Source organism: Paenibacillus sp. FSL M7-1455, assembly GCF_038004655.1.
Taxonomy (GTDB): domain Bacteria; phylum Bacillota; class Bacilli; order Paenibacillales; family Paenibacillaceae; genus Paenibacillus_AQ; species Paenibacillus_AQ cookii.
In genome coordinates, this window is sequence record NZ_JBBORO010000001.1 from 4,681,876 (window position 1) to 4,694,568 (window position 12,693).

Consider the following 12,693-nt stretch of genomic DNA (forward strand, 5'->3'; position numbering starts at 1 on the left):
GGTCTTTACTTCCGTATACAACTGTTGCTGGCCGGAGGGCCCCGGCAGGATATTATTTCAAAAGCAGGCCATGATAAGGGAGGAAAAATACTGATATCCATGTCTGCAAAGGAGCGTTTAGCGTATGAAACTATCCGGCAAATCGGCCATTGTTACCGGCGGCGCCAGCGGGATCGGCCAGGCGACGTCGAGATTGTTCGCGGAGGAAGGCGCCAGCGTCGTGATCGCCGATTTTTCCGAAGCGGGGGAAGAACATGCCAAGCGGCTGCGGGACGACGGCCATCAGGCCATCTTCTTCAAGGTCGACGTCACGAAGGAAGACCAGATCCAGGAGCTCATCGATCACACGGTGCACGCCTTCGGCAAGCTGGACATCATGTTCGCGAATGCCGGCGTCGCCAATGACGATCCCGCCGACCGGCTATCGCTGGAAAAGTGGCAGAAGACGATCGACGTCAATTTGACGGGCGTTTTTCTCTCCGACAAATATGCTCTCATTCAAATGCTGAAGCAGGGAACCGGCGGCGCGATCGTCAACACCGCCTCCATACACGGCCATGCCGCGAAAGCCGGGGTCACCGCCTACGGCTCGTCGAAAGGCGGCGTGGTCATGCTGACCCAAACCCTCGGCATCCAATATGCCTCCAGAGGTATCCGCGTCAACGCGGTATGCCCCGGCTATATCGAAACGCCGCTGCTTAAAGTGCTGCCGCCGGAGGAGAAGCAGAAGCTGGTCGATCTGCATCCGATCGGCCGTCTCGGAACGCCGGAAGAGGTGGCCAAAGCCGTCCTGTTCCTTGCCAGCGACGACGCCTCGTTCGTAACGGGCGCCAGCCTGCTGGTGGACGGCGGATATACCGCCCAATAAACGAATAAAAGCGCCGGGAATCGGTCGATTCCCGGCGCTTTTTCATGTTCAGGATTCATGGCGCCAAGCGTTTCGTTTTCATTTGACGAGGATTCGGGTCCCCGGCGGCGTTTCGTTCGGCCGTTTGCCTTTGACGTGCCACAGCGACGGCGTATCCTTTACCTGCCGCAGCTCGATCTGAAAAGGCCGCCGCTCGGGCAGCCGGGGAAATCGCAGCCGCAGCCTGTTCCCGTCGACATGGCTTTCCGCGGGCTGGATCTCGCCCCATTGCCCTTCGTGTTCATCCAGCACGATGACGCCGGAGGATTCGGGATCGAGCCGTTTGTTGAAGGATACGGTCACGTCCGCGGCGCCATGGACGACCGCCGTCAGAGGCTCGGGAGGTTCCTCGTACATGTACCCGCCCAAATGATATTCATAGGCCGTCCAGGTATGGTATCCCAGATCGTAGACCGTGTTTTGGAACGCGTTCAGCCACTTCCGGCTTTTAACCATATTGGCCCTGGAGCCGACATCCGCCTGGATGCCGAGCGGAAGCTCGGGATACGCGGCGCGGATCGGCGCGGCAAAACTTTCGTACGACCGGACGTATTCCGCTTTGAGCCCGCGTTTCATCCAATCCGGCCAATGCGTCTGCAGCATGTGCAGGTCCGGTTTGACCTTGCCGATCATGGAAATGGCGTCGAGCCCCTGCCATTCCTTCAGCCTTAACGTGGAGACGGCTCCGCCGTCCACGGCAAGCGACCAGGTGGCCACCAGGGCATCGGGACGGGAATCGCGCGCCCCGCCGCGGCCGTTAATGATTTCATCGATGAGTGCATTGACGGCGTCCACGCGGAAATCGATCCATTTGGCGTAAATGTCCGGCGTTTTTTTATAATAATTGGCCGCGAACCTGTTCGCGAACTCGGGAACGTCAAAACCGTATTTTTCTTTGAAAGCCTGCTGCGCCGCTGGCCCGATGTCCCCGTAGACCCCGCGGCGGAGGCCGTCCCATTCGGGGAAATACGGCTCCGCGACTTCGATGCCGTCAAACGGATAGTCGCGGAGCATCCGCGCCACGGCTTCTTTTTTCCACTGCACGTACGCTTCCGAAAACGGGGAAAACCGTACGAACCCGTCGTTCAACTCCTTCATCAGCCCCATTTTCCAGGACGGCCATTCCGGAGGCAAACCCGCGGTCGAAAACGTCCCGTTGCCGATCACAAGCGCCCAGACGGCGATGCCCCGCCGGTGCAGGCAATCGATCAGTTCGCCGTCGACCGCCGTTTCCTTCACGACGAAGTAATGGACCGTCCGGTAACCGGCAAGCTCGATTTCCTCGGCGACGCTGTCCCTGGAGCGGTTCTGATAGTACGGAAACGTCGGGTCGATTTGAATGCTGGGGCCTTCCAAAGCCCAAAGTTTCAGGTTCTCGGAATCCTTTTTCACGTTGTTCTCCTTCCCTCCCGGCTTCGCTAGCTGCGCCTTCCCGTAGTAGCATTGCCGGAAATGGAAAATTTCACCCTTCGTCTTTTTTCCCCGGGAGCCTCTTCACCCCTCACCCGCCCAAAAAGGAGCACATACAATAGAACAAACACGTAACGGAGGGGGGATTTCCTTGTCGATACTCAAACGGAGGAAAAACATCACGCTCCAGCAGCGGCTTGCCCAATTGACGGGCCATCTGGCGGAAATCAACGGCGAAGGTTTGGGGCTTGAGCCCGGAAAATTGCAGCGCGTCTTCAAAAGAAATTTCATCCAGGTTTCGGGCGAATTGTTCGTCCCGCTAAGCCTGCAGTCGATCCGGGTCTTCGACGTTAAACCCGCTGCCCGGACCGTCCGGGTCGGCCTTAGGACGACCTTTAAAACGGGGAAAGCTTTCTCCAGCATCCGCCTGGTGCAAATCGGGACCGATTTTGTCGAAGTACAGGCCAAAGGGAAGTTTCCTTCCCGGATTCTGTTCCCGCTGAATAAAATCGAAGGCATTTTTCCGGTCGGCTACCATGCGGCCCCTTCCAAGGCGGCTAGCGTCAGCAAATGAAGGGGATAAAAGGAACGCCACACCCATTTGCGCACCCGGAATTCCTCAAGCCTCTTCCATGCGGCCGGCCCATAGACGAGAACCAGCGTCGGCACGATGCTCAGCATCTGCAGCATGCCGCCGAGCCCGTAAACGAGCATGTAAACCAAATTCAGCAGCAAATGGATAAAAAGAAGGCGTTCGGATGCAAAATAGCGGAAGGACAAGACAAGTAGCAGCCCGTAACAACCGTAATCAAACGGAAAAAGCTGCATGACCGCCCCGGCGCCAAGCACGATGCCAACCTTGGCCCAAACCCGGGACGTGCGGTCAAGCGCCTGCATCACGGCCGCAGCCATGAACAGGGTAGCGACGACGTTCATCCCTCCCGGATTCAGGGCCAGCTGGTAAGGCACTTGCGACAATAAGGCCAGCACGAACAGCCTGACCAAATATCGGGATGGCGACTTCGTATAGCGATGCCCTTGAACGAGGGCGTAGGCATAAATCGGAAATGCCGCCCGGCCGACCATCCGCAGCCAAAGCCGGTCTCCGAAAAATACGATGCCGATATGATCCATGAGCATGGTCAGCATGGCAATCAGCTGCAAGACGACTCCTCTCCCTTGCCGGACAAAGTTTGAATCTAAACCTATTTTACTTGGCTGCGGCTCTTTCTCCAAGTTCCCCTCTGATATAATATAGGCATGAACGTTTTATTTTCTTCTACTTATCTTCGAGGAGGGCAACATTTTGAATTTTGACAAACCGATATCGCGACACATGACCGGCTGCGAAAAGTGGGACGGCATGAAACATATTTTCGGTACGGCGGACGCGCTGCCGATGTGGGTGGCGGACATGGATTTCGAATCCCCGCCATCCGTCATCTCCGCGCTTAAGGAGCGCGTCGAGCATGGGGTATTCGGTTATACCATGCAAACGGACGAATATAAGGGGGCCGTGGCCGGATGGATGAAAGAGCGCCATGGCTGGGAAATCGACACCGATTGGATCGTCTTTTGCCCGGGCGTCGTGCCTGCGTTAAGCTTTGCGGTCCAGGCCTTTACCGCTCCGGGAGACAAAGTGGTGATTCAGCCGCCCGTTTACCCTCCGTTTCACAGCGTCGTGGAAGAGCATGGACGCGAGCTGGTCATCAACCCGCTCCGATCCGAAAACGGCCATTATTCCATGGATTTGAAGGGCCTGGAAGAGATTTTGCAAGGCGGGCAAATCAAAATGCTCATTCTGTGCAGCCCCCACAATCCGGTCGGACGGGTATGGACGCGCGAAGAGCTGGAAGCGTTGGTGACGCTTTGCGTGCGCCATGACGTGCTGATCGTCTCCGACGAGATCCATGCGGACCTGGTTTTCGAAGCGAAGGCCCACACGCCGATCGCCCTGATCTCCGAAGACGCCAAAAAGAGATCCATCATCTGTACGTCGCCAAGCAAAACCTTTAACATTGCCGGATTGAACACGTCCAACATCATCATTCCGGATCCGGACATCCGCAGCGCCTTCCAAAGCGCGCTCCGGCTTTACCATGTGGGATCGATCAGCGCCCTCGGCAGCACGGCGGCGCAAGCGGCCTACACCGGGGGACGCGAATGGCTGGACGAGGTTTTGGTTTACCTGCAGCAGAACATGGATTACGTGATAAACTACGTCGAAACGCATATGCCGGAAATTAAGGTACGGAAACCGGAAGCGACCTATCTGCTATGGCTCGATTTCCGTGCCCTCGGCATGGATCAGGACGAGCTTTCCGCTTTCCTGCTTGCCAAAGCGAAGCTGGCTCTGAACAACGGCGGAGCTTTTGGCCAAGGCGGGGAAGGATTCATGCGCATGAACGTCGCTTGCCCGAAAGCGACCGTCGCCGAAGCGATGGAACGGCTGAACGCGGCGATGAAGGAATGGCGGCAATTGCAATAGAAGAACCCTGCCTGATCAAAGGGGCGTTGGAGAATTCGGTCAAAACCGAATTCTCTTTTTTTATTTGCGCTATGAAAATTAGCACTGTTTTTGTCGAAATATAGGAGGTGAACTCTTCAAGGGACCACAACATACATATATTTTTTGGGGAATCTTTTTGAAAAAACAACTCAAGGGAGTTTTGCGCCTCTTTAAGATCAAAAGACTGCGCACCAGACTCATGATCATTGTCAGTCTCATGGTCATCATTCCCAACATTTTCGTGGCGTTATTTTCCGTGAACAGCGCGAAAACGGAGCTGCAGGACAAAATGGAGGAAACGACGAAATCCAGCGTCACGCTGCTGGACAACCTTGTGGACAGCATGATTCAAATGCAGGTATCCAACGTAAAAATGCTCGCGGGCCAAATCACGTCCGAGGACATCAGCGTGAACTCGATCAAGGTCCGGAAACTGATCAACGACTACAAATCCCAACACCCGGAGGTCGAATTGGTCTCGGTCGGCAATGACCGGGGAGCCTGGATGAAAGCGCCGGATCCCGGCAAGCAGAACGACTACGATCCGCGCACCCGCGAGTGGTACAATCTCGCCAAACAATATCCGAATCAGGCGATGGTCGCCGATCCGTCCATATCGTACACGACCGGCAATTACGTGCTTTCCATTTCCAAAATGCTGCCTGATGGAGAAGGGGCGATCACGGTCGACTTCAGCATGGACAAGGTCGTCAATAACCTTCACCTTGGCAACAAGGGATACCTGTACATCATGGACCGCAACGACCGCATGATGGCCCATCCGACCAAAAAAATCGGCGATGTGGCGACCGGGCCGCAGCTGGCGATCATCCACAGCCGGAAGGAAGGCTTCGTCCACTATGCCAACCCTGACACCCACGTGCCGCAGCAGGGGTATTTCACGACCAACGGAACGACCTCCTTCAAAATCGTGGGCATCCTTCCCGACAGCGAATACGCCGACGCGACGCGCCCGATCCTGTACACTTCCGTGGGCGTGCTCGTTATTGCCGTTGCCGCTATTCTTGTCATCATGTTCTTCATCATCCGCGGCATGACCAAACCGATCGAGCAGCTCAACCGCTCGGCCATCCGGGTCAGCAACGGACATCTGAACGAGCGGGTCAGCACCAAACGCACGGATGAAATCGGAACGCTCGCCGAAAATTATAACGGCATGGTCGCTTCCCTCCGCAACATGGTCATGGACATGGGCAACACCTCCAGCCAATTGGCGGCGTCCAGCGAAGAGCTGACCGCCAGCACCGAAATGAATGCGCAGACGGTCGAATCGGTTTCCCGCCTCGTCTCCGAGTCGTCCGAGGGCGCCGCAACCCAGGCTCTGGCCACCGAAGAAAGCGCCCGTACGCTGGAAGAAATGACGCGCGGAATCCAGAAAATCGCCGAGTCGGCAGGAGCGATCGTGGACTCGTCCGGCCGCACGGAAGAAGACGTCGAGGCCGGCAGCCAAAAAATCCGCCAGGTCAGCGCCCAGATGGATACGATCCGCCAATCCACGGTGGAATCCGCGGAGCTGATGGATCAGCTGCATAACCACAGCGCGAGCATCGCCGCGATGAGCACCGCCATTGCCGAAATCTCCAAGCAAACGAACCTGCTGTCGCTGAATGCGGCCATCGAAGCGGCCCGCGCCGGCGAACATGGCCGGGGGTTTGCGGTCGTCGCCTATGAGGTTCGCAAGCTGGCCGATCAGTCCAGCATCACGGCCGACGAAATCCGGCAAACGATCGTCAAGATGACCGAGCTGATCTCGAGCGCCTTCGACGTCATGAAAAACAAGGTGCAAGCCGACGTCAGCCATGGGCTCGACGTCACCGCGGAAGCGCTCGAAGCGTTCGTGAACATCGAACGCTCCGCCAAACGGATTTCGGACCAGGTGCAGGACATCTCGGCCATCACGGAACAGATGTCGGCCAGCAGCCAGCAAATTTCGGCTGCGGTCCACGAGGTTGCCGGCATCTCCCGCCAAACCGTCTCCTCGCTCGAGCAGGTCTCCGCGGCAAGCCAGGAACAGCTCGCGTCCATGGAGGAAATCAGCTCCTCCGCGGCGGGCCTCGCCCGGATGGCGACGGACATGCAAGCCATGATCGACCGCTTCAAGCTGGATGAATAAGAAAATAGGCCGCCTTTCAAGCTGCGTCAGCTTGAAAAGGCGGCCTTTTCATCTATTGAGGCCACGAGAGGGGCGCTTATTTGTTCAGCCGTTCATGCAGGAAATCCACGATGTGGACCGCCTCCATCCGCCCGCTGAGCCCGTGTTCCTCGATGCCGTGCTTCATTTGCAGCAGGCAGCCCGGATTGCTGGTCAGAAGATAGGAAGCCTGAGTAGCTTCGGCATGCTCCATCTTATGGTCCAGAATTTGCCCGGCCATCGCCGGCTGGGTAATGTTGTAGATGCCTGCCGAGCCGCAGCAGCGGTCGGCGCCCGTCATCTCCACGTACTGCGCTCCCTCCACCTGTCGCATCAATTTGCGCGGAGCGTCCGATGAGCGCATGACGTTGCGGAGGTGGCACGAATCCTGATACGTGATCCGAACCGGTTCCGTACCGCCGGCCGCATCGTCCCGGCCGAAGTCCAGTTTTCTTCCGAAGCGTACCAGCAAATCGCTGATATCGACGACCCGTTCCGCAAACCAAACGGCATCGTCCCGCCACTGCGGATCCTCATGCAGCAGATGGTCGTATTCGGTCAGAATCGCGCCGCATCCGCCCGCATTGGACACGATATAATCCACGCCGGCCGCCTTGAACGTTTGAATATTGCGTCTGGCCAGCTCGCGCGCTCCCTCCGCTTCCCCGCTATGGGCATGCAGCGCGCCGCAGCAGTTCTGCTCGCGCGGGATAACCACCTCAAAACCGGCGGCCGTCAACAAATCGACCGTGTGGATGTTCGTGTCGGTAAACAGCACGTCCATGATGCAGCCCCTGAACAAGGCCACCGTCGCGATTTTTTCGCCTTTCGCCGGATGGCGGTCGCCGATTTGCTCCACGACGCCGCGCCCGGCTGCATCCGGCAAAATTTTCTCCATATCGCGCAGATGTTTCGGAAACAGCTTCATCGCTCCCGTGGCATGGGCTGCGGCACGGAGCCCGGATTTCTGGTAAAACCGCAAGCCGCGCCCGACCCATTTCATCCGGTTCTGATGCGGGAATACCGTCTTGAAGGCCGCGTGGCGGGCGGCTCTCACAAGCGGCTTATGCCGTTTATGGTCTTCGATCGCGTCCCGTGCCTGCTCGATCAGCTGGCCGTATTTGACGCCCGCCGGGCACGCCGGCTCGCAGGCGCGGCAGCCGAGGCAATGGTTCATCTGGTCTTCGAAAGCCTGATCCGGCGCCATCAGGCCGTCCGTCACCGCTTTCATGAGGGCGATCCGTCCCCGCGGGGATTCGGCCTCCAGCCCGGTTTCCGCAAACGTCGGGCAGGCCGGAAGGCAGAAGCCGCAGCGCATGCAGTTGGTCAGCTGATCTTCGTCAAGGCGTAACCGGAGCTTTTCCGTCAGCGGATTCATCGGTTGCGTTTGCCCGTTAGCCACGTTGGATCACCACCCGTTTCCGCGTTTCTTTCGCGAATACTTTGCCCGGATTCAGCAGATGATCCGGATCGAAGGAGTTTTTGATCGCTTTCATCACGTCCATCCCCGCCGGGCCTACCTTCCATTCCAGATACGGGGACTTGACCATCCCGACGCCATGCTCGCCCGTGATGGTTCCGCCCAGCCGGATCGCCGCTTCGAATATTTCCTCGAAGGCTTCTTCCACCCGCGCGATCTCTTCCTTGTTCCGGGCATCGGTCGTTGCCGTCGGATGGAGGTTGCCGTCCCCCGCATGCCCGAACGTGCTGATCTGCACCTGGTGCTTTTTCGCGATCCGGTTGATTTCGATCACCATGTCGGCGATTTTCGAGCGCGGCACGGTCGCGTCCTCCAGTATGGTCGTCGGGCGCAGCCGGGCGAGCGCCGTAAACGCGCTGCGGCGCGCGGTCAATAGCTTCTCGGCCTCTTCCGGGCTGGCTGCGATGCTGACCTGGTCGGCATGTTCGCTTCGGCAAACCTCGGTGATGATGGCGATATCCCGTTCCACGGCTTCTTGATCGCCGTCCTGCTCGATGATCAGGATCGCCTCCATGTCGAGCGGCAGCCCCAGCTTCGCGAAATCATCCACGACGCGGATGGTGGCGTTATCCAGAATTTCAAGCGTGGCCGGGATGATGCGGTTTTCGATGATTTTCGATACGGTGCGGGCGGCGCCGTACAAGTCCTTGTACATGGCCAGCATCGTTTTCTTGTATCTTGGAGGCGGAATCAGTTTCAGCGTGGCCTCCGTAATGATGGCCAGCGTCCCTTCCGAGCCGACCAGCAGCTTGGTCAGGTCGTACCCCGCCACGTCCTTCATCAGCTTGCCTCCCGTGCGGATCACGTCGCCGCTTGCAAGCACCGCTTCCAGGCCGATCACGTAATCTTTGGTCGTCCCGTATTTCAGGCCGCGCAGCCCTCCGGAGCATTCGGCAATGTTTCCCCCGATCGTGGAAATGGCCATGCTGCTCGGATCCGGCGGGTAAAACAAGCCGAGGCTTTCGACATGCGTGCTGAACTGTTTCGTGTTCAATCCGGGCTGTACCGTGGCCGTCAAATTTTCCAGGTCGATTTCCAAAATGCGGTTCATCCGGTGCATGACCATGACGATGCCGCCCTGCACGGGCACCGTGCCCCCGCATAAATTGGTGCCGGAACCTCTGCCCACGACCGGGATTTTGTAGCGGCTCAGCACCTTCATGATCCGCGACACCTCCTCGGTGCTGGACGGGTAAACAACGCCGTCCGGCAAGGATTGCAGCATCGGCGTGCCGTCATAGGAATGGGTGACGAGCGACTGCGGATCGTCCTTGACGTATGCGCTGCCGAGGATCGAGATCAGTTCGCGTTTGACTTCTTCTTGCAGCAAGGAAAGTCCCTCCTTGGGATTCATTCGGTATCGATGGAATATTTAAATTAATCAGGTCATCTGATGACTTTTCTTGGGAACAAGTATACACTAGAATAGATGAATCGAAAATAGACGTGTCGAAATTTTTTTCAGACTTGTCCGCTGCCGATGATAAAATTGCTTCAGATGTTATGGACTCGCGAAACATGCTGCATGACGGGCCAGTTGAATGCCAATAACGATAATGAAACTATAGAGACGGATCAGGATCAGGAATTCGGGAAGGACGTTGAGGAAGATGACCAACCAGCAGAGACCGCTTAAGCAGTACGAATGGGTCATGAACGATTTGAAGGAACGGATGCTCGACGGGCGCCTTGCGCCCGGGGACCGGCTTGCTTCCGTCGTCGACCTGGCGGCCCAATACAACGTGGGCAGATCGACGATCCGGGAGGCGCTGAGCGCGCTGAAAGCGATGGGATTGCTTAACATTAAACAGGGCGGGGGAACGTTCGTCAAAGCTGTTCCTTCGGAAGCCGCGCCGGCCCACCCGATGCAGCGTTACGACGATTTATGGGAAGGACGGGCCGCATCGCTCCGCCACCTTCTGGAGGTGCGCCGCGTTCTTGAGACCGGATGCGCCGCGCTTGCCGCGCTGCATCGAACGGAAGAGGACCTGACCGTCCTCGAAAAGCTGCTCGAAGAGATGGAAAATTCCGATGACGAGCATTTCATCGAACAGGCCGACGTCAAATTTCACCAGCAGATCGCGGCCGCAACCCGCAACCCGCTGCTGCTTGAACTGATGGAATCGCTGTCGAGCCGTCTGCATGAAAACATGAAGGATATGCGCGCGCTTTGGTTTTACGCCGAGCGTTCTTCGGCCGAGCGATTGCTGCAGGAACATATCCGGATCTGCGAAGCCATCGCCAAGCAGGATGCCGGGGAGGCGTCCGCCCGCATGGATTTGCATATTTCGAAAGTCGAGCAGGTGCTGAACGAGAAAAAAGCCGGGGACCATCATCTGCGGATGACGTAAACCGGCTTCTTTTTTTCGCTGCTAATTTTCGAGCCTGATGACCACGCCGCTCCCGACCGCGCATCGGTCCAGCCCTTCCAGCGTCTGCTCCACCCGCTCGATCATTTTCGCCAGATGGTCGCCGTCGTTGCCGGGCAGAAAAGCCGAATCTTCGGACTCCGCGATATATTGCAGCGTGTTCAAAAACAGCTCCGTTTCCAAATCGATCTCGGCGACATCCCGAAGCGTACCGATTAATTCGTCATAATACAGATCCTCCGGCGGAAACCTGCCTTCCGATTGCAAATAAATTTGCTTCAGCTTCGCTTTGACGCTCATGTGGGCCACGACCAGCGCCGCTTTGCAGAAGCCCGCTTCCAGCAGGGGGCGCGCAAAGTTCATATAACTTCGAGACAAATCGTTCCAGCTGCGGGCTTTGGCATACAGCTCGTACACATCCTTTTCAAAAAGGCCGTTACGGATGCTTCTTTGCGATTGTACCGAAAAAGGCAGCATGTAAATAACCTCCCGTTCAGGATCTTGCAAATGTTGCGATGCCTGACGCCTTCCATGCTTTCGACAGCCGAATGGAAAACGGATCCGATGAAAGACACTGCATGTAATTCGACAAAATCCCCGTTACACCATTTAAACTTCTACCTTGGGACACTCGAGCTTTATGCCCTGCGCTGCTATGAATGGTACTAAGGACCTCCAAGTTCATGCGTCTGGATACCCAGTGTGATCCCTTATTGCGTGTATGCTATATATGTCGGCCTTTCTTACTAAAAAATGAATATTATTCCAACAAAAAATGCGCGACTTTTGCGAAAGAGCCTGATTTTGGGGCCCCGCCGCTTTGACGTGGTGCTATAATGAATAAGCCCGCCATTTTACATCATGAAGAGAAAGGAAGCTGAATGTATGATTGCTACCATATTGCTTGAAGTCGTGCTGCCGGTGTTTGTGCTGATCGCGTTCGGCTCGCTGATGCAGCGGCTTTTCCAACTGGATTTATACACTTTATCCAAAATCAACTTTTATTTCATCACGCCGGCCGCGGTTTTTATGAGCATGTACCATTCCGATATGTCCGGCGAGCTGCTGGGGACCGTCGTTATGTTTTACGCCTTGTACGTCCTCATTTTATGGCTGCTGGGGACCGTGACGGGGCGCCTGTTCAAATTCGAAAGCAGCATGAAAGCGGCCTTTAACAACAGCATCATGCTCGACAATTCCGGGAATTACGGGATGCCGATCAACGCGCTCGTCTTTAAGGGGGATATGCTCGCTTCGTCGATGCAGGCGCTGATCATGTCCCTGCAAAGCCTGCTGACCTTCACGTACGGCGTCATCGCGATCCAGGGAGCGAAGATGAAAGGCAACTACCGGAGCATGCTGATCGGCTTTTTGAAGATGCCCGTGCCGTATGCTTTGGTTTTGGGGCTGCTGCTGCATGTGCTGAAGGCGCCGCTGCCTTTGTTCGTATCCCAGCCTTTAACCTACGCGCAGCAATCGATGGTTGCCATCGCGCTGCTGACCCTGGGGGCGCAGATCGTCAAATACCCGCTCAAGCTTTACCGCTTGGACGTATACGTCAGCATGTTCCTGAAGCTGATCATCGGTCCGGCCATCGGATGCGCGCTCGTCTTCGCGCTGGGACTCAAAGGAATACCCGCGCAGGCGCTGCTGATCGCATCCGGCATGCCGACGGGCGTCAATACGTCGATCCTGGCCGAAGAATATAGGAACGAACCCGACTTCGCCGCCCAAACCGTGCTGCTCTCCACCCTGTTTAATGTCGTGACCATTACGGGATTGATCTCCCTCGCAAAGATGTTCTGAGCGAATTCGAATCGAATCCCGAGCATATTCCGTGCTAAATTCGCCGTCATTCTGTGGTAA

Annotated in this window: 11 protein-coding genes; 6 read left to right on the plus strand and 5 right to left on the minus strand. The window is 56.7% G+C overall.

Annotation, left to right across the window (positions count from 1 at the left end):
* Positions 1 to 124: 124 nt before the first annotated feature.
* Positions 125 to 868, plus strand: a complete 744-nt coding sequence (locus NYE48_RS21600) for an SDR family NAD(P)-dependent oxidoreductase (protein WP_340999925.1) — start codon at positions 125 to 127, stop codon at positions 866 to 868.
* Positions 869 to 946: 78 nt separating this feature from the next.
* Here NYE48_RS21600 and NYE48_RS21605 read toward each other — a convergent pair whose 3' ends face one another.
* A complete protein-coding gene (locus NYE48_RS21605; protein ID WP_212948253.1) occupies positions 947 to 2,299 on the minus strand; it encodes an N-acyl-D-glucosamine 2-epimerase in 1,353 nt (450 codons plus the stop codon).
* A gap of 169 nt (positions 2,300 to 2,468) precedes the next feature.
* Here NYE48_RS21605 and NYE48_RS21610 point away from each other — a divergent pair, with 169 nt between their 5' ends.
* Positions 2,469 to 2,891 (plus strand): hypothetical protein, encoded by a 423-nt coding sequence (locus tag NYE48_RS21610; RefSeq protein WP_246536661.1) that lies wholly within the window; start codon positions 2,469 to 2,471, stop codon positions 2,889 to 2,891.
* On the opposite strand, the gene NYE48_RS21615 is transcribed toward NYE48_RS21610, so the two are convergent.
* Complete coding sequence (locus NYE48_RS21615; RefSeq protein WP_340999926.1) at positions 2,849 to 3,481, minus strand: TraX family protein; 633 nt, start codon at positions 3,479 to 3,481, stop codon at positions 2,849 to 2,851. The two genes, NYE48_RS21610 and NYE48_RS21615, sit on opposite strands and share 43 nt — an antisense overlap.
* A gap of 142 nt (positions 3,482 to 3,623) precedes the next feature.
* On the opposite strand from NYE48_RS21615, the gene NYE48_RS21620 reads away from it, so the two are divergent.
* Together NYE48_RS21620 and NYE48_RS21625 are read left to right on the plus strand one after the other, a co-directional pair.
* Positions 3,624 to 4,805 (plus strand): MalY/PatB family protein, encoded by a 1,182-nt coding sequence (locus tag NYE48_RS21620; protein WP_340999927.1) that lies wholly within the window; start codon positions 3,624 to 3,626, stop codon positions 4,803 to 4,805.
* Positions 4,806 to 4,962: 157 nt separating this feature from the next.
* A complete protein-coding gene (locus tag NYE48_RS21625) occupies positions 4,963 to 6,960 on the plus strand; it encodes a methyl-accepting chemotaxis protein (RefSeq protein ID WP_340999928.1) in 1,998 nt (665 codons plus the stop codon).
* Between the two features lie 76 nt (positions 6,961 to 7,036).
* On the opposite strand, the gene NYE48_RS21630 is transcribed toward NYE48_RS21625, so the two are convergent.
* Both NYE48_RS21630 and NYE48_RS21635 read right to left on the minus strand, forming a co-directional pair.
* Positions 7,037 to 8,356, minus strand: a complete 1,320-nt coding sequence (locus tag NYE48_RS21630; RefSeq protein ID WP_341000703.1) for a (Fe-S)-binding protein — start codon at positions 8,354 to 8,356, stop codon at positions 7,037 to 7,039.
* A gap of 16 nt (positions 8,357 to 8,372) precedes the next feature.
* The gene (locus tag NYE48_RS21635) at positions 8,373 to 9,788 is read right to left on the minus strand and encodes an FAD-binding oxidoreductase (protein WP_212948256.1); all 1,416 of its coding nucleotides are present in this window, start codon (positions 9,786 to 9,788) and stop codon (positions 8,373 to 8,375) included.
* Positions 9,789 to 10,068: 280 nt separating this feature from the next.
* Between NYE48_RS21635 and NYE48_RS21640 the strand changes: the two genes are divergently transcribed.
* Positions 10,069 to 10,809: a FadR/GntR family transcriptional regulator gene (locus tag NYE48_RS21640; protein WP_212948258.1), complete on the plus strand. Its 741-nt coding sequence runs from the start codon at positions 10,069 to 10,071 to the stop codon at positions 10,807 to 10,809.
* Between the two features lie 21 nt (positions 10,810 to 10,830).
* On the opposite strand, the gene NYE48_RS21645 is transcribed toward NYE48_RS21640, so the two are convergent.
* The gene (locus NYE48_RS21645; RefSeq protein WP_340999929.1) at positions 10,831 to 11,304 is read right to left on the minus strand and encodes a hypothetical protein; all 474 of its coding nucleotides are present in this window, start codon (positions 11,302 to 11,304) and stop codon (positions 10,831 to 10,833) included.
* Between the two features lie 408 nt (positions 11,305 to 11,712).
* Between NYE48_RS21645 and NYE48_RS21650 the strand changes: the two genes are divergently transcribed.
* Complete coding sequence (locus NYE48_RS21650) at positions 11,713 to 12,633, plus strand: AEC family transporter (protein WP_036713904.1); 921 nt, start codon at positions 11,713 to 11,715, stop codon at positions 12,631 to 12,633.
* Positions 12,634 to 12,693: the final 60 nt, after the last annotated feature.